Annotated in this window: 22 protein-coding genes; 11 read left to right on the top strand and 11 right to left on the bottom strand. The window is 40.9% G+C overall.

Features of this window, described 5'->3' with window-relative positions; genetic code table 11:
* Positions 1–11: 11 nt before the first annotated feature.
* Positions 12–2771 carry a tetratricopeptide repeat protein gene (locus LNTAR_RS11220; protein WP_007278822.1) on the top strand — a complete coding sequence of 920 codons (2760 nt, stop codon included), beginning with the start codon at positions 12–14 and terminating at the stop codon, positions 2769–2771.
* On the opposite strand, the gene LNTAR_RS11215 is transcribed toward LNTAR_RS11220, so the two are convergent.
* From LNTAR_RS11215 to LNTAR_RS11200, 4 genes are read right to left on the bottom strand one after another with little or no spacing between them, the layout of a single operon-like run.
* Complete coding sequence (locus LNTAR_RS11215) at positions 2755–3513, bottom strand: 5-oxoprolinase subunit C family protein (protein WP_007278821.1); 759 nt, start codon at positions 3511–3513, stop codon at positions 2755–2757. The genes LNTAR_RS11220 and LNTAR_RS11215 overlap by 17 nt on opposite strands.
* On the bottom strand, positions 3506–4219 hold the full coding sequence (locus LNTAR_RS11210; protein WP_007278820.1) for a LamB/YcsF family protein: 714 nt from the start codon (positions 4217–4219) through the stop codon (positions 3506–3508). Before LNTAR_RS11210 ends, LNTAR_RS11215 begins: the two co-directional genes overlap by 8 nt.
* Entirely contained in the window at positions 4203–4844 is a 642-nt protein-coding gene (locus LNTAR_RS11205) for a 5-oxoprolinase subunit B family protein (protein WP_007278819.1), read from the bottom strand. The genes LNTAR_RS11210 and LNTAR_RS11205 overlap by 17 nt, the downstream gene beginning before the upstream one ends.
* A 1-nt stretch (position 4845) precedes the next feature.
* Positions 4846–5295, bottom strand: a complete 450-nt coding sequence (locus LNTAR_RS11200; protein WP_040914730.1) for a hypothetical protein — start codon at positions 5293–5295, stop codon at positions 4846–4848.
* A gap of 191 nt (positions 5296–5486) precedes the next feature.
* Between LNTAR_RS11200 and asd the strand changes: the two genes are divergently transcribed.
* The 4 genes from asd to LNTAR_RS11180 all read left to right on the top strand — a co-directional run bounded on the left by asd (position 5487) and on the right by LNTAR_RS11180 (position 8667).
* Entirely contained in the window at positions 5487–6353 is an 867-nt protein-coding gene (asd, locus tag LNTAR_RS11195; RefSeq protein WP_007278817.1) for an archaetidylserine decarboxylase, read from the top strand.
* Between the two features lie 95 nt (positions 6354–6448).
* A complete protein-coding gene (locus tag LNTAR_RS11190; protein ID WP_007278816.1) occupies positions 6449–6889 on the top strand; it encodes a DUF2059 domain-containing protein in 441 nt (146 codons plus the stop codon).
* Positions 6890–6978: 89 nt separating this feature from the next.
* A complete protein-coding gene (locus LNTAR_RS11185; RefSeq protein ID WP_007278815.1) occupies positions 6979–7938 on the top strand; it encodes an acetylxylan esterase in 960 nt (319 codons plus the stop codon).
* On the top strand, positions 7939–8667 hold the full coding sequence (locus LNTAR_RS11180) for an esterase family protein (RefSeq protein WP_007278814.1): 729 nt from the start codon (positions 7939–7941) through the stop codon (positions 8665–8667).
* On the opposite strand, the gene LNTAR_RS11175 is transcribed toward LNTAR_RS11180, so the two are convergent.
* Both LNTAR_RS11175 and LNTAR_RS11170 read right to left on the bottom strand, forming a co-directional pair.
* A complete protein-coding gene (locus LNTAR_RS11175) occupies positions 8664–9521 on the bottom strand; it encodes an aldose epimerase family protein (protein ID WP_007278813.1) in 858 nt (285 codons plus the stop codon). The two genes, LNTAR_RS11180 and LNTAR_RS11175, sit on opposite strands and share 4 nt — an antisense overlap.
* Position 9522: 1 nt before the next feature.
* The gene (locus LNTAR_RS11170) at positions 9523–10263 is read right to left on the bottom strand and encodes a dienelactone hydrolase family protein (RefSeq protein WP_007278812.1); all 741 of its coding nucleotides are present in this window, start codon (positions 10261–10263) and stop codon (positions 9523–9525) included.
* Between the two features lie 207 nt (positions 10264–10470).
* On the opposite strand from LNTAR_RS11170, the gene LNTAR_RS25595 reads away from it, so the two are divergent.
* Positions 10471–14226, top strand: a complete 3756-nt coding sequence (locus LNTAR_RS25595) for a DUF1592 domain-containing protein (RefSeq protein ID WP_007278811.1) — start codon at positions 10471–10473, stop codon at positions 14224–14226.
* Between the two features lie 9 nt (positions 14227–14235).
* A complete protein-coding gene (locus LNTAR_RS11160; RefSeq protein WP_007278810.1) occupies positions 14236–15573 on the top strand; it encodes a DUF1552 domain-containing protein in 1338 nt (445 codons plus the stop codon).
* Positions 15574–15609: 36 nt separating this feature from the next.
* Here the strand turns inward: LNTAR_RS11160 and bluB are convergent, their stop codons facing one another.
* The 4 genes from bluB to tilS form a co-directional block, all read right to left on the bottom strand.
* Positions 15610–16266, bottom strand: coding sequence for a 5,6-dimethylbenzimidazole synthase (bluB, locus tag LNTAR_RS11155; RefSeq protein ID WP_007278809.1), 657 nt, complete (start codon positions 16264–16266; stop codon positions 15610–15612).
* A gap of 36 nt (positions 16267–16302) precedes the next feature.
* Complete coding sequence (cobO, locus tag LNTAR_RS11150) at positions 16303–16908, bottom strand: cob(I)yrinic acid a,c-diamide adenosyltransferase (RefSeq protein ID WP_007278808.1); 606 nt, start codon at positions 16906–16908, stop codon at positions 16303–16305.
* Positions 16909–17168: 260 nt separating this feature from the next.
* The gene (locus LNTAR_RS25590; protein ID WP_007278807.1) at positions 17169–18194 is read right to left on the bottom strand and encodes an epoxyqueuosine reductase; all 1026 of its coding nucleotides are present in this window, start codon (positions 18192–18194) and stop codon (positions 17169–17171) included.
* Entirely contained in the window at positions 18181–19434 is a 1254-nt protein-coding gene (gene tilS / locus LNTAR_RS11140; protein ID WP_007278806.1) for a tRNA lysidine(34) synthetase TilS, read from the bottom strand. The genes LNTAR_RS25590 and tilS overlap by 14 nt, the downstream gene beginning before the upstream one ends.
* Positions 19435–19687: 253 nt before the next feature.
* On the opposite strand from tilS, the gene LNTAR_RS11135 reads away from it, so the two are divergent.
* The 4 genes from LNTAR_RS11135 (at position 19688) to LNTAR_RS25585 (ending at position 26127) form a co-directional block, all read left to right on the top strand.
* Positions 19688–21115 (top strand): efflux transporter outer membrane subunit, encoded by a 1428-nt coding sequence (locus LNTAR_RS11135; RefSeq protein WP_007278805.1) that lies wholly within the window; start codon positions 19688–19690, stop codon positions 21113–21115.
* Positions 21116–22300, top strand: coding sequence for an efflux RND transporter periplasmic adaptor subunit (locus LNTAR_RS11130; protein WP_007278804.1), 1185 nt, complete (start codon positions 21116–21118; stop codon positions 22298–22300).
* Positions 22297–25413, top strand: a complete 3117-nt coding sequence (locus tag LNTAR_RS11125; RefSeq protein ID WP_007278803.1) for an efflux RND transporter permease subunit — start codon at positions 22297–22299, stop codon at positions 25411–25413. Before LNTAR_RS11130 ends, LNTAR_RS11125 begins: the two co-directional genes overlap by 4 nt.
* Before the next feature lie 93 nt (positions 25414–25506).
* The gene (locus LNTAR_RS25585) at positions 25507–26127 is read left to right on the top strand and encodes a TetR/AcrR family transcriptional regulator (RefSeq protein ID WP_007278802.1); all 621 of its coding nucleotides are present in this window, start codon (positions 25507–25509) and stop codon (positions 26125–26127) included.
* 2 nt (positions 26128–26129) lie between these two features.
* Here the strand turns inward: LNTAR_RS25585 and LNTAR_RS11115 are convergent, their stop codons facing one another.
* On the bottom strand, positions 26130–26954 hold the full coding sequence (locus LNTAR_RS11115; protein ID WP_007278801.1) for a sigma-70 family RNA polymerase sigma factor: 825 nt from the start codon (positions 26952–26954) through the stop codon (positions 26130–26132).

The raw sequence follows: 26954 nt of genomic DNA, 5'->3' as shown, positions 1-26954 counted from the left end.
GGGAGTGTATTATGCCGAGATGGGCTATTTATTTAATTTTTATTTGTTTCACAATTGCGAGCTATGCAAATGAGACAACTTTTAGTTTTGAAAGTGATGGTGATTTTGAAATAGAAAAAATTGATCATGACAAAAAAATTATAATTCTAAGAAAACCCAATGGTGAACTCTTCGAAATCCCCATGGATTTTAAAATTAAACCTCCTGAATTTGAAAAAGTCATAATCCCTTTAGATGGCGCTTCTCATCGTGATCACCTCGCAAAACGCGGTGAATTTAAGCAAGAACTCATACGTGAATATCAAGCTAAATCAATTGATCCTCCAGAGCTTAAAAAACTTGTCTTGATTGCTATTGAAGATTATACCAATCGCATGGCAATGATTGGCGACTTTCCAAGTTATGATTATGTCAAAGAGCAATGTCGAGAGATTCTAAAGCACCGACCAAAAGACCCTTTTACACTAGCTTTCACTCACAACTACCTTCACCAGAAAATCAACATTAGCAATCAGTCCATAAAAAAATACTCGCCTTATGTAAGAGCTATGTTCGAAAACTGGACTTCCTACCATGTCAAAGAAATGAGTACACTTTCAAACACTCGAAAATGGTTAACCGAACTTACAGATGATCCTCATCAACTACGATACGCATGGTGGCATTTATACGACGTGATTATTGACCGAAGAAACGATGTTGAAAATATAAAAACACTCCTTAAAGACAACCCAAAGATACACCCTTGGATCATGAACATGCTAAAAGGCCAGCTTAATGTAAAACAGGCTTGGGACGTAAGAGGTAGCGGATATGCTAGTACAGTTAAAAAAGAGGCTTGGCCCATTTTCCATGAGCATTTAAACAAAGCAGGCGAATTTTATACTAAAGCTTTTGAAATCAATCCAAAATGTCCTGAAGCTCCCCAAAGAATGATTACTATTGCTACCGCCGGCCAATCTGAAAAAACTGCTCTTGAATGGTTTTATGAAGCTGTCAAAATCGAATTCGATTACTACCCTGTTTACAATACATATATTTGGGCTATTCAACCGCGCTGGGGAGGTTCACAAGCACAACTCGTGCAATTCGGAAAGGCCTGTGCTGCAACCAAGCGTTACGACACGCAAATCCCCCTCATGATTTGGGGAACAATCCGTGCAATACGTAAAGATTATGATAATCGTAAGCAAGCCTGGGCTAAAATTCAGGAATTCAACATTGTAGATATTACCGAAGAAATGCTCTTAGGTTACTACCATGCAAAAAATGAAAATATTCGATTCAAAAAAGATCCTATCAATTTTGGAGATAGGTATTTAGAACTCTGTATTTACACCGAACAATTTAACAAAATCGATAAACTTGAGCAAATGTATTCATCAGAAAATTTAGATTTTGGTGAAGCTAAAACAAATATACGTGATTTAAAGATTTTTAAATCTGCTGCTCATATAGAACACTCCGAATATAGTGACAAACTCAAATACATTGCTTCTCAAGTATTGTCAGACTTTAGCAATACTGCCCTAAGTCAAATAGAACTTGAGGATCTTAAAACATACCTCGAAGAGCTCAAAACTATCCAATCTAACAATTCTTCTATAGCTCTAAAACCCGTACTTGATCTCTTAGAACTACGAATCAAAACAGAAATCACTTTACAAAATGGCGAATGGGTGGAAATTGATTTCACCAAAGATTTAGCAAATCTTTTCACAAATAACATCAGCTCAGTACAAGTGATTGATAAGTCATCTGTTATTATAGACTCCATAAAAGCTAGCTCTTTTAAATACCATCGGGCTATGGATAGCCATTTTGAAATAGAATATGAAGTTGAGCATTTAGACAATTATAATCAGATTTCGATGTTCACATTCGTAGCAGTTCCTGAAAAACACAGCAATAGAGTGAGCGTCCATATTGATGGGAAGAAAACTTTAACCGGTCACGAAGTTCCTAGTAAAAAAATCTGGACAGCATGCTTTTTACCTAAAGCTGAATCATATAAAATGAATATAAAACTTTGGGAAGACACACTTCAATACGATGTCAATGATGGTAATTATTTCGACATTATCAAAATAGATTTAGATAAAATAAAGCGCTTTCAAATCGGTGCCAGTTACAATAATTACCCAAAGGGAAAGTTTAAATTATCTAATCTGAGATTTAGAATTCATAAAACTCAAAACCCTGACCTTGCTTCCAATAAAAAACATAGAGAATACCTTCAAACAACAAAGTTATTAGAAACTAATGCTGCAGTAAACGTCTACCTCGGCAATAAACTAGAGCACCAAAAGAAATTTACTGAAGCTAAAACCTATTTCGAAAAAGCTTATCAATTAAGCCCGTCAGAATTTAATGCTTACCATCTTGCTATTGCTTATAAAAATCTAGATGAATATGAAGATGCTCTACCGTTATTTCAAAAAATCATAAGTTCCAAAGTACAAGGGGTGATTATTAAAAGAAGCATTGACTATACAGTAGCTATCCTATTAAAAGCGCCTAATAACGATCTTGCAGAACAACTTACAAAACGGCTTGAAGATCAGCTCAAAAAAGCAAAGGGTGGTCAAGTTTACAATCTAAAAGTCAATATATGTAAACTGGCAGCTTCTATGCAGAATCAAAATAAAGTAAATCAAATCATTTCAGAGATCCAGCAACTCAAACTCAATAAAGGTCAAAAAAACAAACTTAAAAAGCTCAAAAAAGAACTTCAAGCTTTAAGGAAAACAAACTTTACAAAAGCAGCTTAAAGCGAATAAAATCGCGGGGGCCGAGCTGAGCGAGGCGGTCGATATCTTCTGAGGTGACGTTAAAGATGCGAGGGTAGCCGCCGATTGTTTGACGGTGGCGTAGCAAGATAAAAGGGCCTTTGGGAGTCATTTGCATAGTGCCGTCGGCGACCGCAGATGAAATCATTTTCCCCTTACTATTTAAAGCCAGTGATTCGCCCCATTTTGTCAAAGCCATGCCCATTGTACTGAGCTGACTTCCCACTTGCCAGCCTTGTTCAAGGATCACTTCGGGGTTTGCGAGCTGTGCAAACTCTGGTCCCTTCATTAAGCGAATCACTCCTTCGGGAGCTGCGTTGGGGTAACGTTCTGCATAAGTCCTTTGATCACTGGCACGATCGGCAATTTTATTCATGTAGCTTAAGTAAGTGCGAAAGCCTTTGAGTTTTTGCGAAAAGCGCAAGCGCTGGCCCACTTGCACATGATAAACTTTGTGACGAAGCAAAAGCTCATCATCCAGTTTAATTTCTTGATAAGGAACACCCGTAATGATTATGCTTCCCGCTTCTGAAAACTCGATTTCTGGCGCTAAAATAAATTCCAGGCAATTCACCTGTTCACCAAAAAGCACACAGGCTTCCTGATACGCGCCTTGATCCATAAGCCCCTTAGGACTCAGCCCACGAAATTGCTCGCCATAAGTAGGCAAACAATCCTTGGCTTCATAGTTTGTACTCAAACCTTTTTTGATAAACTTAAGCAAGGCGACCCCGTAGTTCTTTTGCGAGTTCTAAGGCAATTGTCGCATCAGAATGAATGCAGATACTCTCACCATAAATTTCGCGACAGACTTTTGTTCCATCCTCTTCATGAGTGAACACTGTACCTTGTAAGAGTTGCTCACTATGAATCAGCGCCTCTTCTAAACTCTCTAAAACCGCGCCTTTCTTACCACGGGGCATGAGAGCAAATTGTTGCTTTTCTCCATCGTAAATATACGCGCGCTCCGCAAAGACTTCGGGCATGATGTGAATCAGCTGTTCAGTCTCACATAATTGCGCTATTGCGGAATTTTGCGGACATAACAAGACTTCAATCTTATTTTTTATAAGCCAGTGATAAATCACTTGGGCTAGCTCTCTGTCCTTATTTAAATCATTGTAGAGAGCTCCGTGAAACTTAATCCATTTGATATCGCTGACTAAGGCATATTGCTGATCCAGTGCATTCAGAAGCTCCTCTGAGCTTAGATCCATACTTATCCGCCCAAAATTCTCTTTATCGGGATAAGAGAGGTGGGCAGTGATTTGAACGTCATTTTCATCGGCTAAATTTCTGAAAAATTTTATGGAGTCCGCATCACCCGCATGTCCGCCGCATGCGAGATTCGCAATATCCACTAGCGTGATCAATTCTTGATCAATGACATTATCTATGCCTCGTTCACCTATATCACAATTGATCTTCATTTTTAACCTCAAAAAATTCAACTTTATCTCCCGGCTCCAAGAGCTGTAAATGCTCTGGGTTCATGCGCCCAATTAAATTCCAGCCGCCAGGTGATGCTTCATGGTACACTCCGGTTTGTTCTCCTCCGATGGCCACAGAACCTTCTGGAACTCTTTCTCTTGGCGTTTCCAAACGCGGAACATGCAAGGAAGGATCTAAACCAATCAAATAAGGGAAATGCGGCAAAAACCCTATCATTGCTACTGTATATTGAGCCTGACTATGTCGATGAATGATTTCATTCGTACTCAATTTTGTTAAGTCCGCTACCCTAGCGAGATCTTGACCATCATAGACAACTGCTAATCGGTGTGTCTTCTCTAAAAAATCCTGCTTCAATTCTAAATTTTCTAAGTGTTTATCCACTATCAAACGAATCTCTTGCGCCTCATTGCCTAAAGGATCATAATGAATCGCAATATCACAGTAAGCTGGCACCAAATCTAAAAAGCCTTTTTCATTCTGTAAAGAGCGAAAAAGGCTTAAAATGAACTGACTATTATCTTCAGAGATAGAGTCAAAAAAAACAAAAATTAAGCATGAGTCACCCAGTTGATGGCATTTGTACTCTCGCTTAATTGACATCTTAGAATTCTAATTTTTTGTACTTAGCTGGAACTTTCCATTTGGGGTGAACCGGATTGATCTGAAAGTTTAATGTGAAACCGATCTCTGGTTTAAGTTTAAATGGAGCGAGCATCGGCTTAAGTGCCGCACGTAAGTTATACTCAAAGGCTTCATCCATGTGATCCTGAGTTTTGATGAAAAGTCCAGGCTTTTTGCCAGTCTTACCACCAATCATACTGATCGTAAGTGATCCGTAGCACTTGAGTTCTTCTTCATCTGCGAGATGCATGAAACCACATGAATCACGGTAATCGCGACTACACATGTATATGAGGAGATCCTCGATTTCGTGAATCTTATCTTCTAAAAATTCTGGTGCAATGTATTTGCGCATGAGCATAGGCTCAGGAAACAAAGTAAAATCGTTGAGTTTAACGGGACTCTTGTCATGAACTTTGAACTTGTTCATAGTGAAGTCCACCCACTCCTGCCCCAGTGGCATAGGCCTCAACGTTAAAAAATGGCTAAAATTTGTCCAAAAGCCCATAAATAACCTACTTAAATCTATATTGAAAAATTGGGAAATAACTTAACTGATGATATAGATAATGCCATTCAGAGTTTGCACATGATCCAGCAAAAGACTAGGGAGTTTACCAAATGGACCGCACTTTACTTACTTTACTCAATTTATTACCCAAAAACCTTCTGAGTCGCTTCGTAGGCTTTTTCGCTAACTTAGCCATTAGTAAAGCCTTTATCCCCTGGTTTGCCAAACGCTACAAAATCGATCTTAACGAAGCTGAAAAAGATATTGCGGATTACCCCACTCTCAATCAATTTTTCACGCGCCACTTAAAAGCTGGTGTCCGCCCCGTTCACAAATTAGACGATCCGTCTAATGTCGTTAGCCCAGTGGATGGCAAAATTGCCCAGATGGGTGACATCGTCAACGGTTCCATGATCCAAGCCAAGGGCCTCGACTATCAACTCAACCATCTAATCGGCTCTACTTTAGAAGCCGAAGCCTATCAAGATGGTTACTATATGACGATTTACCTCGCGCCAACGGATTATCACCGTATGCATCACTACGCCACGGGAATCATCCAAAAAATGCGCGTCATTCCTGGCCGCCTCTTTCCAGTCAATGTTTTTGCAGTCAATAATGTGCGCAACCTCTTTCCGATTAACGAGCGTATTATCACTTATATAGAGAATAAATTCGGGCAAAAATCTGCCATTGTAAAAGTGGGCGCTACGATTGTAGGTAAAATTAAATTAGCTTATCACAAAGCCGAATCTAACAAAGGCTTGGCGATGGCAAAAACTTTCGAAACTCCCATTGAAGTTCAAAAAGGCGACGAACTCGGTTACTTCGCCATGGGCTCAACAGTGGTGATGCTTTTCGAAAAAGATTCTTTTAAAGTCAATGAGACGCTCAAGCCTGGTGATGCCGTACGCATGGGTGAAGATTTGGGTTCATTCATTAACCCAAACATCAAAAGTAATAAACCTGCCAATTAATTCTAAGAATAAGCTGACATAAGTCCTCGAATCCATTGCTTTATTTTTACTTGGCTTTTATCTTTAAGCAAGTTAATTAATCAATAGGATAGGTCATGAAGCGCTTACTAAGTTTATTACTCTTTTTCTCCGTATTTTTCACTCTCAATGCTGCGGATTCTTACACGTCGACACTTGCTGAATTTCTCGAAGCTTCTGGTGTTACCTCCACTCATAAAAAGCTAGCTAATGATCTAGCCACTAAATTTGGCGTTTCGACAACAGATTCGAAATATACCAAAGTTCTCGGCGAACAAATCTCTAAGCTCAACTCAGACCTCACACCTATATATAAACAGTACGTGACTGAGAATGACTTGAAATCCATGATCAAATTCTTCAAGAGCCCGGTTGGCAAAGGCTTTGTAGACGCTCAACCAGAAATTTTAGAAAAATCTGTTGGCGTTATCTCAGAGTGGAAATCAGGACTCAAAGACACCCTCCTAAAAAGTGGTGGCGATGCCCTGAAAAAATCACTCCCCGGCTTTTCCTTCTAAAATTAACGCTAACTTCATCATTTTTTTAAAGAACAGGCCTCTACGTAATTTTCTGTTCAAGTAGAGTCAGTTAAGAAAATTTAAATACTATGAAAACTGACTTTATACACAACTACGATTTTGATCCCACTTACGGCTATGGACTTCAAGAACTTCTTAAAGTCTCAAGCCCGAATGAGCCTAGGAAATATAAAAATTTCTGGAAACAACTCTACCAAGAAACAGTAGATTTCCCTGTTGATTTCTCGATTGAATACTTGGAAGAAAGAGAAAAATGCCAAGTCTATTTTCTCGACTATCAATCGACCCATGGAGTCCGCATTAGAGGTTGGTTAACAACACCAAAAGATCGCGCGGTTGAAAAAGCTTTGATAATTTCTCACGGCTATGGTGGCCGACATGAGCCGGATTTCCATTTACCCTTCGAAGATTCCGCCCTCTTTTTTCCCTGTAGTCGAGGACTTGGGCGTAGTCACCACTACCCTATATCTCCTGAGCCAAAATGGCATGTGCGTCACAATATTCACGATCGGCGTGAATACATAATCGGTCATTGTGTTCAGGATTTATGGGTAGCTGTCAGTATTGCTGAAAAACTATTCCCTCAAGTACGCGGCCGAGTCGGCCTCATGGGCATTAGCTTTGGTGGAGGGATTGGTGTCATGGCGAGTGCCTGGGACTCCCGAATCAAAAAAGCACACTTCAACATTCCTACCTTTGGCAATCAAACTCTACGGCTAGAACTCCCCTCATTTGGCAGTGCCAAAAGTCTACAAGATCTCCATAAAAGAGAACCTCGAATGGTGGAAAAAACTCTTGCTTACTTCGATGCGGCAACAAGTGCTAAATACATACAAATTCCCGTTCATTTTGCCTGCGCACTTTTTGATCCTTACGTAGCTCCACCTGGACAATTCGCTATTTATAATGCCCTCACAGAAAACAAGGAATTATTCGTTTTAAGTGCTGGACACTTTGACTATGACGACAAGGAAAAAGAACAACGTCAACTACTCCTAGAACTCAAGGATTTTTTCAAAGACTTATAAATGAAACGGGCATATCACAAATGGTGGACTGAACGACTTGGCAGGAATATGGAATTGTTAGTATTTGGCCACGCAGGTGCAAAAGTTCTTGTTTTCCCGACGCGAATGGGTCGCTTCTATGAATATGAAAATTTGCGCATACCTCAAAAATTAAGTGATAAAATTAATAAAGGCCAGCTCCAGCTTTTCTGCATTGACGGCATCGATAGTGAATCACTCTACTGCAACTGGGCTCACCCCACGGGAAGAATTCAAAGGCATATTGCCTATGAAGAGTATATCTTAAATGAAGTCATGCCCTTTATGAACAGCATCAACTCCCATGAATGCACCATTTCTCATGGTTGCAGCTTAGGGGCTTTCCATGCCGCAAATATCGCCTTCCGCCATCCTCACCTCTTTCAAAAACTAGCGGCATTTTCAGGACGTTATGACGTCACATTAAGTGTAGAAAGTTTTCGAGATTTATTTTGTGGTTACTACGATGATAACATTTACTTTCACAATCCCACACATTACCTCCCTGGTTTAAACTGTAGTCAAAGGCTCAAAGACTTGAGACGCATGGATATGGTTTTTACTATCGGCAAAGAAGATCCCTTCAAAGAAAACAACGAACATTTGAGTCACCTTCTCTGGCAAAAGGGGATCAAGCATCAACTTCATTACTGGGATGATCGAGCTCATAGTGGGTACTACTGGCGCCGTATGGCACCTCTCTACATTTAAGAAAAGCAGTACTCTATCCCCCAACTTAGTATAGATGATTGTTCCAAGTCCTGAATCAAAAACGGTTCGGGACTTATTGTTTTCTGGTTGTACCACAGGGGAAATTGCGCCACTTTAAAATGGCAATCAATGGAAAAATTATCGAGGAACTTGTGGCGAATTGGCACATGTAAAACTTCTTCGTTTTGAATGGCTTGGCCCATGACAAAAGTTTGATCTCTCACCGTATCAAAATCTTCCGGTAGACTTACTGTTATCTCATTATCTTGATTGCGGAAATAAAGCGAATTGGCTTCCTGTTTCACTGGAAGGTTGCCAAAGACGAGATCTTCCCTATGAAAAAAGAATGGATGAGCAAACCAGGATACTGGCAATTGTTTATCCCCCGTATTCACGAGTCTAAATTTTTGTTCAATGGCATAATTTTTCAATTCAACTGATTTTTCTAGACGATAGGCAAAGCCCTGATACTCGTCTTCACAGCTAAAGGTGATCTTTTGGCCTTCTTGTTTGATTTCCCAATCAACAGCTTTCGCCACTTCGCGATTATCGCAAGCAAAAAAAGTCTCTATGGGATTGGAGTACTTAACGCGCCCCACGCCAATAACAAAAATCTCGTCTCCCAACTGTGATTGCTCAAAATTGGGGTAAGAATTAAAGGCATCTGGTAGACCTTGAGAATCAAAGGCATTATAAGCCTCAGGGTAAGTCGGGCCACAAAACAAGGCTTCACCTTGCGAGTTCTTCACTTGAAAAATTTGTCCCCCACGGCAGTAACGCGCTCCCAGAAGCTCATGGTCCTTTCTAGGATCTAAGATCTCCAATAAGAAATTTTCATTTTGGAGTTTAAGCATGCTAAATCTTGAGCCTACGATTAAACAAATCTACTGCCATCCCATAACACTGGTGTGCTAACTGGGGATTATAACGATCCCCTTCATCACGCATAAATGCGTGAACCGCATTAAACTCATGCCAAGAAAAAAGAACCTCTTTATCACACATTTGATTGTAGATACGCTGACGGCCTTCCTTTGGCACATGTGGATCTTGACGTCCCCAAACCATCATCGCCTCGCCTTTAAGTTCACCAATGCGCTCAAAGGTGTCGCAATTCTTGCCTGTCCCAAGAGTTCCCGAATGGATATCTGTTCCATAAAAAATCGCGCAAGCTTCCACTTCATCTTCGAGTGCGGCTCTAAAGGCCAAATGACCGCCCAGGCAGAACCCCATGGTGCCAATCTTGCCTGTACAGTAAGTTTGTTTTTGCAAAAAACTGATAAGTGATTGCGCTCCCTTATCAAAACTCTCGATCGGCGTATCCCACTTTAAGTTATTACCGACTTCCTTGCCTTCATCATCATAGGCTAAAACCGTTCCTGCCTCCAAATTATCGTAGTAAACTTCTGGGCAAGCAACAACAAAACCATGCCCAGCCATCATTTGCGCCGAACGCAAAATAGGCCCCGACAATTGAAAAATCTCTGAATATAAGAGGATGGCGGGGTACTCCCCTTCTTCTTGTGGACGGTAGATCACTGTACGCATGGGAACTGTGGGAGTGGGAACTAAAACGACTTCTTCTTTTATTTTCATAAAAATCCTTAAATTTTATAATTCCTTTACTATAAAAAGGCTTTTTCTGAACTCAATCTTCCTCATTAAATAGCTTCCAAAATAAATAAATTTAATGAAATTTTTAAGAATTTGTTAACTATTTTCATTCTTACTGTTAATTATCTGTAGAGCTAGGGCGTAATAAACTACAAACAGATCTTAGTAAAAATTTTAAGGATTTAAATTTTGCGTATAAAATACATCACACTTTCAAGTGCTTTACTTCTTTCTTTTGGAGTAAGTGCCAAGCCCATTGATTTCAGCAAGCAAATCAAACCCATCTTAGAAAAAAGCTGCATTAGCTGCCATGGACCAGAAAAGGACAAAGGTAAGCTCAGACTCCATACTCATAAATTCATGATGGAAGGTGATGTAGTTGAGCCCAGTAAGGTTGAGGACAGCTGGCTAGTAGATCTCATTAGCCTTGAACATAACGACGATGACCTCATGCCGCCTCCCGGCAAAGGTGACCCACTCAGCAAAAGTGAAATATCATTAATCAAAACTTGGATTGCTGAAGGCGCCAAGTGGCCAAAGGGGCTCGAACTCGAAGACAAATCAGAGACTCGTGCGGACATCGCAAAAATGGAAGCTAAAAAAGAGACCTTTAAGCACCTCGTCCCTATTATCAATAAATACTGTATCGAATGTCATAATGAAGACAAACAGAAAGGCGATTTCCGTATTGATGATATGGATCAAGACTTAGTCTATGGTGTCCACGCACAGAGATGGTATGAAGTTCTAGATATTATTAATCTTGGCGAAATGCCACCAAAAAAAGCCGACCAACTCAATGACAATGAGCGCAACACTTTAATTGAAACTCTTACCGCAGAACTTCAAAAAGCCAAAGAAGTCCGCAAAGGTCAAATCAGTACCGTAATGCGTCGTTTAAACAACGATCAATATAACAATACTCTCAGAGATCTCTTAGGTGTTGATTTCAATTTCTCACGCGACCTTCCCGAAGATGCCTTTTCTCCCGAAGGTTTCAAAAACAACGGAGAAACACTCGATGTATCGGCTCTACAAATGGAGTACTACTTAAAGATCGCTCGTGAAGCGATGGATAAAGCTGTGCCCGCTGCCACAAAACCCGAGATCATGAAGTTCAAAATTGATTTTGGCGAGAATATTAATCCAAAGCATAAAGAAAAATTGACCATGGGCCCAATGGGACGCCTCGTCCCCACCCAAAACTATAAAGTTACTGAGCCCTCACCGCTACATGATTACGAATTTACTCATCGCAAACTCAAAGATGAATACGTCTATCACGAAGGTTATAAAGGAAATAGTACCGTAAAAGGTGCCGTAACTTTCAAAGGTTTACATCACGCCGTTTACCCAGATCATGGTAAAGTTGTTCGTGAAGGCTTAATACTCAATCCTCGTGGTGACCTCCAGCTTGGTAAAGCCGGTGGCCGTGGTCCAAGTGGACACATGCGCCTCGTTGTCCGTGATTTTCCTCGTCAAGGACCTGTAACAATCCGTGTTAAAGCATCCATGGGTCCCAATTCGACCTTTTTGAAAAACACAAATCTAGCACCTGTAAAAAATGCAGAACAAGTGATTGATAAGCTAAAACAAAAGCCCTCTTACGCACCTAATACAAACCTTGAAAAGCCAGAATTCATCATAGAAGAAAGCGTGAATGTAAAAGCAGATGGTCTTTACCAAGTCGATGCTAAACTCCTCAGCGAAGTCGACGGCCCTATCAATTTACGAATTGGTGAAACTTTACTACAGAACATCAAAGTGAAGAAAGGTGCTCAGCAATTAATTGTACCCTTAGCACTCACCAAGCTCAAAAAAGGGAAAGTCAAAATTCAATTGACGGCTAAGAAGAAGCCACAATTTACTTACTTCATTTTAACCGCTTTAGCTAGTAAGGATGGAAAACAACGTGAGTTTTCGAAAGCCACAAGAAAAACTAAGGCTTTGGCGATTGAGTACAAACAAAATGCCGTCGCCAAATACAATTCTAAGCTAGGTAAATTTACAGGAAAAGTGATTACTGCTAAGACCAATTATGTGCGCCCCATTAATGAAGGTGAGTACGAAATGCCTAAGCCTATTCACCATACGATTAATCACGGTTTTGATTTTAAAGGTGAGCTCGGCGTTTATCAACTTGATTTAGTTTTATCAGAAAAAAATCAAGCGGGTTTAAATGTCCATATCAATACTGCTGCAGTTAAAAACCTCAATTACAACTTCAAAGAGGGTCAGCATCAATATTCAGCTGGTCTCATCGAGTTAAACCCAGGTCAGAAACACCTACATATTTACTCAAGAGCAGAAATTCCTGTTCAAAAAGTCATTATAACAAAAGTAAGCGACGAGCACAACTTAGCTCAATACAAAGAATATAATGATAATCAATATGCCTACTTAAGACCCTTTATAGGTAATCGTCGTGATGATGGCCAGGAGTTCCGTCCTCTCAAAGAAATCAAAAAGATTTCGGCGCCTCTCCACGCTCCTGAAACTTATGAGTTCACTACCTATATCGAAGACTACCCTCTCCCTGCTTATGACCCCAAGAACAAAAACTACTTAGCAAATCTTCTTCATATTGGCTTTTGGAATACGCCTTGGAATACGAAACGCAATACTGATTTAATCATTCACTCAATTGAGTTTGAAAGTAATTCTTTCCCCACTTGGCCGAGTCCAAGTCACAAGAATATTTTTGTGGATTCCGCAAACTCGACGAATCAGAGCGCCTACGCAAAAGAAATCTTAGCTAATTTCCTTCCTAAGGCTTACCGTCGCCATGTCAGTGAAGAAGAACTCACGCGCCATCATGGTTTCTGGAAAATCATCTACAATAACAAAAAAGATTTTAAGGCGAGTATCAAAGAACTATGCGCAATCGTGTTAAGTTCACCTCAGTTCCTTTATATTAACGAGCCTGAAGGAACACGAACTAAACAACTCACTGAGTTTGAATTGGCTTCTCGACTTTCGTATTTTCTTTGGAATACGATGCCTGACGAAGAGCTTTTTGACGCAGCCGCAAATGGTACTCTACGCAAAAATATGAAACAACATCTTAAGCGCATGATTGCCGATCCGAGAAGTTTTAACTTTTCAAAGAACTTCGCGAGTCAGTGGTTAGACGTGGAACGTCTCGAGCGCGTTGTTGTAGATAAAAAGTACTCCAATGGCTATAACCAAGACATCAAAAATAGCTTTAAGCTAGAAACTTACTCATTCTTCCATCACGTTCTTCAAAACGATGAGAGCGTCATGAAACTCGTCGACTCGGAATATGCTGTTGTCGACTGGCGCTTGGCTGATTTCTACGGCTTACCACCAGTTAATAGCCTCGACTTCAGTGCTACGGCTGTTCAAGTCCAGCATCAACGTGGCGGAATCATCACTAATGGTGGCTTGTTAACTGCACTTTCTACAGGTAAACACTCAAGCCCTATTAAACGCGGTGTATGGCTAGCGAAGAAAATTGTCGATTCTCCACCACCAAAACCACCGCCCAATGTTCCTGCTCTTGATGAAGAAGACCCTGAGTTAGCTAAGTTGACCATTAAAGAACAACTCAAGCTTCACCGTGACAAAGCCGCATGCCGTGACTGTCACATGAAAATTGACCCTTGGGGCCTTCCCTTTGAGCATTACGACACCACAGGTAGAATCAAAAAACCTTCAGAAAAAATCTCTGCCGACACAACCTTCCCTGACGGTACCGAAGTCAATGGCTTAAACGAGCTCAAAGCTTATCTCCTCAAGGATAAAAAAGAACTCGTAAGTCGCTCACTGATCAAATACCTCAGTACTTATGCCATCGGACGCTCAACGTCATTTGCAGACGAAGATGAAATCAAAGCCATCATGAAAGATGCAGAAGCTTCTGATTATCACCTCCATGCTATTATCGAATCAATTGTGAACAGTGACCTGTTCCTCAAGTTTTAAGGAGTCTTTATGAACAAATCAAAATGGTTATTACCTCGTAGAACCTTCCTCAAGGGAATGGGCGCATCACTGGCTTTACCTTGCCTCGAAGCCATGGGTGAAGAAGCTCAAAAGGAACAAGATAACATCCGCCGTAGTTGCCACATTTATTTTGGCAACGGCGTCAGCCTACCTCCTGAAAGCAATCCCGTTCATAAAACTTGGCATTGGTTTCCTCATGAAACGGGTTCTAATTACAAAATGACAGAACCACTCAAACCCTTTGCTCCCTTCCGTGACAAGATGTCGGTTGTCGGTGGACTTCACCACCCCAATGCCGCCTTGGCCGACGTTCACGTCTGTAGTGACTTTTGGATGACTGGCGCTAACCTCGGTGGTAGCGAGTACAAAAACACAATATCTGCCGACCAAGTGGCAGCTAACGAATTCAAATCTAAAACTCGTTTCCCTTACTTAAATATTTCCTGTGACGGTGGTGTGGGTTTTAAATCTAGAATTGGCACCATTTCATTTGACCGCAATGGTCGTCCCATCCCTTCTGAAAATGATCCTAAACGAATTTTCGAACGCCTCTTTAAGGAAGGTACGGGATCAGTCGAATCACAACGCCAGCAACTCAACTACGAAGCAAAAGTCGTCGATATGGTTTTGGATAACGCTCGTCAACTCAATAAAAAGTTGGGCAAAAACGACCGTGAAAAAATGGAGCAGTACTTATCTTCCGTGAGTGAAATTGAAGATAGTGTAAACCGTAGTTCAAAATGGCTCGATACACCTATCAAAGATGTGGATACCAGCCACCTAGATCTCGACGTAGATATGACGATTAAACCCGATAAGTATCTAGAAACAATGTTTGATCTTATCAGCCTTGCCTTTGAAGCCGACTTAACTCGTACGGCGACATTCATGATGACTCGTGAAGATGGTATGGGCATTGCGGATACTTTCCCCTCTGTGCTCTTCGGCACGGGCGGTCACCACGGACTTTCACATAGCGGAAACACTGAAGGTGGCTACCTCAATTGGTCTCGTTACGATCAGTTTTTAAATTCTCGCATAGCCTATTTCATGAGCAGTTTGGATAACATTAAAGAAGGTCAAGGTACCGCTCTAGACAATACCGTCATCCTCTACGGAAGTGGCTGTAGCTCCACACATAACTTCAAAAACCTCCCACTTATTTTAGCCGGCGGCAAAAACATGGGCCTTAAACATGGTTCTTACATTAACTACGAAGATAAACTTCCGATGAATAACATGCACTTATCCATCTTAAAAGCATTGGACTTAAAAGTCGATTCCTTTGGTGATAGTACGGGAACTCTAAAAGAACTATTTGGCTAAAGACAAACGCAAGTCAAACTAAGAGGGCTAATCTGATTAGCCCTTTTTTTGTGTCTTCCAATTTTCATAACGAATCAAATCATCTATATCTACGCGCTGATTCCACCCTGCGCTTTCGAGCTCAGGTTGCTCTTTAAATTCATCCACGTAGCCCAAGCAAAAATAACCGATCAGTTTTACTGACTCGGGCAAGTCGAGAACTTCACTTATGTGTTTCTCTTCCAATATACTCACCCAGCCCATCCCGATGCCTTCAACACGTGCAGCGAGCCACATATTCTGAATGGCGCATACGGTACTATAAATATCCATACTACTCTGAGCTGAACGACCTAGCTGATTGCCTTCATCGCGTTTCAAATCACAAGTTACGCATAAATTCACTGGAGCTTCTAAAATCCCCTCAAGTTTAAGCGCCTTATACAAGTCCTGTTTTTCACCCGTAAACAACTGTGATTCTCGTTTGCTTACTTGTAGAAAATTATCTTTAATGTTCTGCTTAACTTCCTCTGAGCGAATGATCAAGAAATCCCAGGGCTGTAAATAACCCACTGATGGCGCATGATGCGCCGCAGTTAAGATGCGCTTTAATACTTCGTCAGGAATCTCTTTTGACTGGAAACCCGAGCGTACATCGCGACGGGATTCCAGTAAGCGATAAAAAGAGTTCTTTTCTTCATCACTAAATTTCATTGCGAAGTCCGCAATCAAACATCAAAATTCGAATCATTAAAATTCGATGCCTCTTTGGGCTTGAATACCATTATCAAAAGCATGCTTAATGGGCTTCATTTCGGTGACCGTGTCGGCAATATCAATTAATTCTTGTGGGGCGCCACGTCCTGTCACCATAATATTGAGATTTTCAGGCTTATTTTTGAGAACTTCTACTACCTTATTGACATCTAAATAACCGTAAGAAAGGGCAATATTGAGTTCGTCCAAAACGATGAGGTGATACTTAGATTCCTCTCGGCACTCTTCAATCAAATCACAGACTTTTGACCAACCACTTTCAGCTGATTCAATATCTTTACTTTTGTCTTGTGTATCCCAAGTAAATCCATCACCAGAAACAATATGAGTGATCTCGTCAAAGTGTTCAAAAATCTTTTGTTCACCCGTTGACCAATTGCCTTTAATAAATTGCACTACAGCTACTTTATAACCATGCCCTACTGCACGAACTGCCGTACCAAATGCCGCTGTCGATTTCCCTTTACCATCACCCGTATTAACCACGAGAATGCCACGATCGATATATTTTGCTTTGACTTTTTCTCTTTGCTCTTTTTGGAGCTTTTTCATATCTTCTTTATGTGTTGAGTCACTCATTTTTTACCCGTAATTATAATTTTATAAAAAACACATAAATTATCTATACCATTTCCCACAGCATACAAACAATTTCTCAATCCAAAAGAATGAGTCTTTACAGTTTATGTTCTGAAGGGGATAATAAAACGAGCCGCTGACCTTGGAATGAAAATACGGCTGTGGAACCGGGTCAGCAGCCCATATATAAACATACGTGAAAAGCTATTTGAAAGCAATAAACTTAAAGCTTCTTGAGCATTTACTTTCACTTTTTTTGATCAATCACAAGTGATTTGCTTTAAAAGCATTTCACTCTGCATATTTTTGGCACACCAAGTCAACAATTCTTCGGCTCTTGGGTCTTGCGATTTTCGCAAAATGGCTATGGCATTGCGCCTTAATTTCTGTACTCCAGCATACTCAACGGCACTGCCCTTGATCAATCGTCGAATTTCTCCCGCACTGGATTTCATCAACCATTCTAAATCCACTGGAATTCTTTGATCTTCCTTTTCTTTAGGTGGGCAAACAACTGAACACCAATCGCAACCAAACAACCAATCCTCCATCAAGTTGCGCTCCGATGAATTCAGAAGACCTTTTTTCTCGATCGTTAAATAAGAAATACAGAGGCGAGAGTCAAACTCCTGCCCCTCTTTTATGGCACCCGTAGGACAGCCGCGTTTTTCACAAGCTCGACAGAAATGGCAAGGAAAAGCAAATTCCGGCTTCAATTTTAATTCGGCAATCTTTTCTGTACAAAATAAAGTCCCTATAAAAACGCGAACATCTCGTTCAGGTGTTCTGAGTAAATCATTCGGTCCAATAATACCCAAGCCTGCGTAGGCCGCAAGAAAACGTTCAAAAACAGGTTTTGTGTCGACTGCAGGGTAAGCCTCAAACTCTCCTACTTGCTCTTGTAAAGACTCATGAATTGAAGTCAAAATCTCATGGCCCGTACGATGGTAGTCTTGCTCTTTGGCATAGCCTGATATATAACCCACAAGAGCATTTGGGTCGACTTCGGGGAAAGGGTGTTCCGCTTCTTCCATCCCCCATTTATTTGTAAAAGTAATAATGATTGCGGAGTTCGCACCTGGAAAAGTATTTTGTAAATCGATCTTATCTGCGAGCATGCGCTCTAAGTAGTCCATGTCAGCGCCATAGCCCTGTGCGAGCCATTGAGCTTGTTCTTCCCCATGCTTTTTCAATGCCTTTTGGAACTCTGCATCGTTCAAATCTATGCACGCAACTGAAAGTGCCCCGCATTGCTGAGCGAGGGTCTTTATATCAAATTTGCTCATAGCTTATTCCCACGAAATCTTGACCTTCTTTAACACTTGCAAAATCTCCGCGGCGAAGACCGGGTAGATAAATAATTTCTTCGCTAGAACAAATGAGCGGGAAGCTACAGCGCTGCTGATGTTCTAACTTTGCATCAGAAAAAAGTTTACTCAACAAAGTCTTTTTCTTTTGTCCGAGGATCTGCATCTTGTCACCTTTTTGCGGAGTTCGCAAAGTTAATTTTTTCGGCAAATCACTTAGTGAAAAATTTTCTACTTCTTGAGAGCTACTTATAAAAAAACGGTAGCCAGAAAATTCAATACTCTTCTGCCGCTGCCAATTCCACTCCACTTCTTGATAGATGGGGGGCACTGAGATTTCACCATTATTCCACAGGCGTAATTCCACTCCTTCTCCAAGAGGAAAATCCTTAAAGGCCTCGGGTAAGTTTTGACATTCTTTAAGAAGTCGATTAATACTCGCTTGTGTGGGAACATAAGCCAAACCCTGATTTTCTAAAAAAAAGCGTAAAACTCTAGCTTTGAGCGCTGCATGAAGATTTAAGAAAAGTTTGCTCGTAAAGCCCTGCATCAACTCTTTCTCCGCTGCTGATTGAAGATAGTCATCATCTTCTGCAATATGTTTAAGAGTATGTTGGAGTCCTTTGCCCAAGCGTGATAATTTCGGCATCAATTCATTACGAACATAATTTCTATCGCAATAATCGGCATCCTGATTACTCGAATCTTCTCGCCAAGTTAAATTATTTTCTTTTAGGTAGCTTCGCAATTGCTCTCGTGAGTAATCCAACAAAGGTCGAATCAAAGTGAGAGTTCCGAGCTTACGTTCTCTGCGCAAAGCGCAAAGCCCACTGCTATTGGCTCCACGCATGGCCCGCATAAAAAAGCTTTCTTTTACATCATCCAAATGATGCGCTAAGTAAATATTCCAACCACAATAATGATCTTCCAAAAACTGTAATCGCAAACGACGCGCCAATTGCTCGTCACCTTCATTAGCGTGACGCTCCTTATCCAAATCGAGGTTCACAACGATTAATTCAAGGCCATTATCTTCACAGTAGTTTCGACAAAACTGTTCATCTTGCTTTGAATCATCGCCGCGTAAATTATGATTAAAGTGAAGCACTATATCGAGCTCCCCTAAGCTCTGCATAAGATGTAACAAAGCCATACTATCGGCTCCACCACTAAAGAGCACTAGCCTCTTTTCACCTTTTAAACATTCACATTTAATCATTAATAGTATTTCCTTTTTTAAAAACTGGCTCAATTTTCAACTTGGTCAAGGTCTTGCTCAAGAAACACACAAACTTGCCACGATTCTCACCAAATTAAAATAAACATTTGTTTTGTGACGGAATTAGTCGATAAATGGACTGGAAAAAAGATAGAAATGCCATTCGTTAAATTTTTATTAACTCTACATTATTTCATAGGTGGGTGTAATTATAGAGCACTTTACTTAAGATTTAGTGAAAAAGTACAAATCTATGACTTATAAATATTTAATCATCTGCTTATTTTTAGTTGCCTGTCAAAACATTGAAAGGGAAGCCAAACACCGTCCCGCAATTGACAGTCCTAAAACCTTTACAAGCGAATCAGACTCTCCACTATTGGAGAGCTCAGAAAAATGGTGGCAAGAGCTCGGCGATGATGAGCTTAACCAATTCATGGATAAAGTTTTTAACGACAATTTAGATTTGGCACAAAGCTGGGCTCGCTTACGGCAAGCCGAAGCACGACTAGGAATTAGTCGCTCCGCAAAAAAACTTAAGCTAAATGCAGATGCTAATGCAGAGGGGAACAAACGTAAAATTGATACTAATCCCAATGAAGATAAACAGACCTTTGGTGCGGAACGCTACAGTATTGGACTCAAAGCGACTTATGAGGTGGACTTGTGGGATCGCATCAGTGATGAAAATGCGGCTGCAGCAATGGATTATGAAGCACAAAAGGCACAAGTACAGGGAACAGCCTTGTTACTTTCAGCTGAGGTCGTAGAAAGCTGGGTCACCTACAAAGCCATAGTTGAACAACTTGCCCTACTCGATAATCAAATAAAGACTAATGAACAAACTCTTAGGCTTATTAGTTATCGTCAAAAACGGGGACTCGCCAACATTGTCGATCTCTTTCAACAAAGGCAACAAGTCGCGCGTGTTAAAAGCCTCATACCAAAACTAGAAGAACGCAAAGCTGATTTACGTTTGAAACTCCTGCTCTTGTCTGGGGAAAATTTTGATGCAAAAATAGATTTGGGAGAACTTAAGCTTCCCCACTTAAACGAAATCCCAAGTACTGGAATTCCTGCTGAGATTCTTGCCCAAAGACCTGACGTCAATCAATCTTGGCTACTCTTACAGTCCAGTGAATTTCGTATTAGTAGCGCCAACAAGGCCAAACTCCCCCGTTTGACTCTCAGTGCACAAGCCAATTTTAATAACCAAAAATTCAGTCGAGTTTTTGATAACTGGTTTAGCAATATTGTAGCTGGTTTAACCGCCCCCATACTCGACGGACAACTCTTAGAAAACGAAAAACTACTTGCGAAAGCTAAAAGCGACGAAAACTACCTTTACTATAAAGAAACCGCTCTCAATGCTCTTAATGAAGTCGAGCAAGCCCTGAGTGCAGAAAAATGGCGACGAGTACAAATCAATTCCGTACAGACAGAAGTTGAGTACTCCAAAAATACTTTAGATGAAACCATGCGCCGTTATCGCCGTGGATTGAGTGATTATTTACCCGTACTCACCGCTTTAGCCACTCATCAGCAAGCTCAAAGAACTTTAACTGAAGTTCGCACCGAACTCATTGTCAATCGAATCGAACTCCACCGTAGCTTAGGTGGGTCTTGGGATATTGAAGAAAACACTGAACTTCTGCCCCAAGCTGAGACCAAGGAAAATTAAATGAAAACTCGCTCTATCATCTTTTCAGTTATCCAAATAGTCCTCATTATCGCCGTACTTGTGGGTGGCTGGTTTTATTACCAAGTCCTCATGGATACTGCCCCAACCAACAAAAAGCGCCAACGTCCTGAACGCATTGTTAAAGTTCAAGTCAAAGAACTTATTCCCACAAAAGAACAAATATTTATCAATACTAGTGGCACGGTTATTCCTGAAAGAATGTTGAGTTTAAAGCCTCGCGTTTCTGGAGAAATCATCAAAATCCACCCCGACTTACATACTGGCGGTGTTATTAACAAAGGCGAAACCCTTGTAGAAATTGACCCTCAAGATTATCTCATTGCCCAAACACGTGCTGAAAGCTCTTTAAGTGAAGCACAATTTGCTTATCGCTTGGAATTAGGAGAACAGGATGTGGCTAAATACGAGTGGAATTTCCTTGAAAAGAAAGATGAGATTAGCCCTCTAGAAAAAGACCTGATTTTACGAATTCCTCACCTAAAAAAAGCCCAATCAGATATAAAAGCTGCGGAAGCCGAGCTCAAACAGGCGAAACTCAATTTGGAACGTTGCAAAATCAAAGCTCCCTATGAGCTCTTAGTCATGACTCGAATGATTACCGAGGGATCTCAAGTCAACCCTCAAACAATCATTGCCGAACTCGTTTCTGCAGATACTTTTTGGGTTGAAGCTGCCATTCCCTACCAACAACTTTCCTTACTCGATCAAGAGAATGGCTCAGCTATTATTTCTCCTGCCAGTGATCGCAGTGGATCTTCATGGCAAGGTGAGTTTATAAGAAGAAAACCTGGCATTTCAACTGGTGCACGTCGAGCTCGAATTATTATCGAAGTTAAGGAACCATTGAAGCAGAATTCAGCCCCCTTACTTTTAAACTCCTACGTAACAGTCCGCTTGAAGGGCCCTCAAATCAAGGACGTGTTCAAAATACCCGCTAGCTCTTTTCACGATGGTCGCAAACTGCACCTCATTAATAGTGAAAGCCGCCTAGAAATACGAGAAGTGGTTCCACTCTGGTCAGATAGTGACTTCATTTACGTGACTGAAGGCCTTAAGCCTGGAGAAACATTGATCACAAGTTCATTAACAACTCCCATACCTGGAATGAAACTTGAATTGGCTGGTGCAGCTGGCAAGAAAGTTGTTAAGAAAGGCAAGAAATGACCCCTGACGAACAAAGAAAGGGGCCCATTGCTTGGATGGTGATGAACCCCGTGGCTTCTAACCTCATTATGATTGCCCTCATTGTGGGTGGTCTGATGACTGTAGGCAGAATCAAACAAGAAGTTTTCCCAGATTTTGACCTAGATATAGTTTCAGTTTCCATTGGCTACCCTGGCGCTAGCCCTTCAGAAGTCGAAAAGAGTATCATTCGAGCTGTTGAAGAAAACATTCAAGGGATAGAGGGCATTAAAGAGATCAACTCAACTGCCTCAGAGGGAAATGGCCGTGTTACTATAGAGCTCCTCAAAGGGCACGATCGCATGCGGATTTATCAAGACATTCAACAAGAAGTCGACCGTATCCGAACCTTCCCAGAAGAAATCGAAAGGCCTGAAGTCAAGCTCCAAACTCATAGGCGGGATGTTTTTGATATAGCCATATATGGCGACGTTGATGAACGTACCTTGGCTACACAAGCTGAATTCCTACGCGAACGATTACTGAGCAGTAGTCAAATCAGTCAGGTTGATATTACTGACATGCGAAGTCATCAGATAACCATTTCAATCAATCGAGCTACTCTTGAACGCTATAATTTAACTCTCGATTCAGTTGCTGGCATCATTCGTCGCCAAAGCGTTGAGATTCCCGGAGGATCCATTAAAACTGAGAATGGTGAACTTCTCCTTAGAATGAAAGAAAGGCGGGATTATGGCGATGAGTTTGCTCGTATCCCCATACTCAGTCAACAGAATGGAGACACCGTTTTACTAAAAGACATCGCTCAAATCAAAGATGGCTTTAATGAGGACCAGGACAAACTTAGCTTTTGGAATGGTAAACCGGCTCTCAACATCAGTATTTACCGTGTCGGTGAAGAAACTCCGCTATCAATTTCAGAAGATGTCTACCGCATCGTCGATGATTACAACAGCCAAGTTAAAACCGTCCAAGCGATCATACGCATGGACAAGTCAAAAATGTATCTTCAGCGAGTCGATCTTCTCACAAGAAATGGCCTCATTGGTCTTGCTTTGGTTCTTCTTTCACTCGCACTATTTCTAGAATCACGCTTGGCTTTTTGGGTTATGATGGGCATCCCTATTTCCTTCCTTGGGGGCTTCATCCTACTTCCACTTTTCGATATTTCGATCAATATGATTTCCATGTTCGCCTTCCTTATGGCCCTCGGGATTGTGGTCGACGATGCCATCGTCGTTGGGGAGAATGTCTATGAGCACCGGGAAAGAGGAGAAAGCTTTGTCGATGCCGCCATCAATGGGGCAAGAGATGTCGCCGTCCCAGTAACTTTTAGTGTTATCACAAATATCATCACCTTTTTGCCACTCATGTACATGCCAGGAACGATTGGTAAATTCTGGGCTGTCATCCCAGTGGTTGTGATCACTGTTTTTGCCATATCACTATTTGAGAGTCTTTTTGTACTCCCCTCACATTTAGCTCACTCTGAAAAGCGCGAAAGACTTTTTATGGGTAGAATTATTTTTAATATTCAGCAAAAGTTCTCTCAACTCTTCATGCGTGCCGTCAACAAAGTTTACGGTCCATTTCTTAAAGTCGCTCTCAAAAATCGCTACATTGTACTAGCGATTGCAATTGCCGTCCTCACGGTGATAATTGGTTTTGTTCAAAGTAAACGCATTGGCATGGTGCCTATGATGTCGATTGAATCAGATTTTTCTTCTGTTACTGCAGCGCTCCCCTATGGAGCTCCAATAGAAAAAAGTATGAAGATCCACGATCAACTCCTCGAAAAAGCTCGAGAGGTCGTCGCTGAGAATGGTGGAGATGACCTTCTTGTTGGCTACTATGCACGTCTAGGTGGTGGTGGAAGAACAAGTCAGGCTGGCCCTCATGTGACAGAAGTTTTCGTCTACCTAAAAGATCCTGACATTCGCCCGATAAGTACGGCAGAGTTCACAGATAAATGGCGAGAAAAGTGCCGCTCGATTAAAGGTCTCGATTCAATGGTGTTTGAATCTGACCGCGGTGGACCAGGTTCAGGTTCATCATTAAGCATAGGGCTTTCCCACCCTGATAATGATATTCTAGAGAGTGCTTCCCAAGAACTGGCCGAACGCTTGGAGCGTTTCCCTATTGTCAGCGATATTGATCCAGGTTTCTCAAAAGGCAAAAGACAGTTTGACTTTATCATGAAACCCGAGGGCATTGCTTTAGGTTTGAATTCATCTGATGTCGCGCGCCAAATTCGACAAGCTTTTTATGGAGCTGAATCACTTCGTCAACAACGTGGACGCAATGAAGTTAAAATCATGGTTCGCTACCCCAAAGAAGAACGTCGCAGTGAGCAAGACTTGCACTCTGTACTTATTCGCACTCCAGAGGGTCAACATGTGCCTATTGACGAAGTCGTTCATATCCAGAGCGGAAGAGCTTATAACAAAATCAACCGTCTCAATGGAAGCCGGACTATCCAACTTAAGGCAAATGTCACTCCGAAAAGTCAAAGTGAATTTATTCTCCAAGAGGTATTAGAAAAAGATCTTCCAGAACTCCAAGAGAAATACCCTGGTCTAGAACAAGTATTCCGCGGAAAACAAAAAGATCTTCGTGAAGGTGTCGATTCACTTAAGATTAGTTTCATTATTGCTTTATTCGGGATTTACACACTTTTGGCTATCCCATTTAAAAGTTACTTACAACCCTTAATTGTTATGCTTTGTATTCCTTTTGGTATTGGCGGTGCTATTCTGGCCCACACTATCATGGGCTACCCGCTGAGCTTAATTAGTATGATGGGAATCATTGCCCTCTCAGGTGTTGTTATTAATGACTCCTTAGTTCTCATTGACTATGCCAACAAACAAGTCAACAAAGGCAAAACACCCATGGAAGCTATACAACTTTCAGGAATTCGACGCTTTAGACCTATTATGCTGACCACCATAACTACCTTCTGCGGGCTCATGCCGATGATACTGGAAACTTCACGTCAAGCACGCTTCCTTATCCCCATGGCGATCTCATTGGGCCTTGGCATTGTTTTTGCCACAGTGGTTATGTTATTACTCGCACCATCGGTTTATTTGATCATTAATGATTTAAAATGCCTGAGAAAAAGTACAAATTAAAGTAAATAAATTACTTTAATTAAAGTATTCATTTGAATAGATTGTTTTGTATGTTAAGATTTAGTTAATATTTAAATAGCAGGATCTATATTTATGGATAAACACCTTTATTCACGACAGAACACAAAAACCCGAATCCTAATAGCTGCATCACGCGTATTCTCGGAAAAAGGCTATGAAAACACTACAGTACAAGATATTTGTACTGCATGTGATGCAAATATTGCCGCTGTGAATTATCATTACAAAAGTAAAGAAAATCTTTACCAAACAGTATGGACTCATCTGTATAAAATTAATGAAGAGACTAACAAAGAGTTATTTAGAGATGACCTTGATCCTGAACTACAATTACGACAATTTGTTAGTAATCGTATAAAATCCACAATGGATGAAGGTGAACTAGCTTACCTCTCAAAGCTAATCTCTTATGAACTCAATAGCCCAAGCTCAAGCTATGAGTATTTATTCGAAACCTACATAGAAGAACGTTGTAACTGGATCTTGAATTTGATCAATCGACTTTCTGGAAAAACACTTCCTGAATCAAGCTTAGCCCATATATTTTTCTTTATTAATAGCCCCATCATTCGCTTAAATGATCATTTAGCTAACAAGGCGACAAATGACATAGATGAAGACGAAATGATTGAAAATATGTACAATTATATTCTTGGTGGGATAAAACACATTTGCTCGACTAGAACGAAGTAAACTTATTTCTTTATCTCATCCAAGTGTCGAGATAATTTCTTCAATGCTTTATGCTGAATCTGTCTAACTCGCTCACGAGTACGACCTATTAATTCACTAATCTCGTCTAGAGTATGCTGTTCACCACCATTTAAACCATAACGCATATTGATAATGAGTTTTTCGCGTTCTGTTAAATGCTGATCAACGCAATCTTGAAGAAGGCTCTTTACATCTCTATCATCCATTTCTCCCCCAGGCATTTTCGCCATAAGGTCAGGAAGCATATCTTCCAGAACACCATCTTCACCATCCTTTAAGCTTGTACTCAAAGAAATTGTCGGCGAAGTCGCGGCTACTTTTAAGTTGTGAACAGATCTTTGAGACATATCTGCGGCTTCCGCAATTTCTTTCTCACTAGGCACGCGTCCCAGCTCTTCCGCCAAATGCATGGCTACACGCTGAATCTTATACATCTTAACCGCTGATTGAACAGGAATCCTAATGACTCGACTCTGTTCAGCCACACAACGGCGAATCGCTTGTTTTATCCACCACGCTCCATAAGAAGAAAATTTGGCTCCCATACCTGGCTTGAACTTTTCTACCGCTTTCATCAAGCCAATGTTGCCTTCTGAAATCAAATCTGCTAAGGGTACACCGAGGGATTTAAAATCATGGGCAATTTTGACGACTAAGCGTAAATTTCCCACAATCAGTTGTTCGCGAGCGGACTCGGAACCATTGTTGATTAATTCTGCTAACTCGACTTCATCATCTCTACTGATCAAAGGTAATTCTGCGATATTCTTCATATAGCTTCGTACACTTTCATCAATAAAATACAT

It is taken from the genome of Lentisphaera araneosa HTCC2155 (genome assembly GCF_000170755.1).
GTDB classification, from domain to species: domain Bacteria; phylum Verrucomicrobiota; class Lentisphaeria; order Lentisphaerales; family Lentisphaeraceae; genus Lentisphaera; species Lentisphaera araneosa.
Note: the sequence above shows the minus strand (reverse complement) of the source record. Positions and strands in the feature narration are given on the sequence as shown.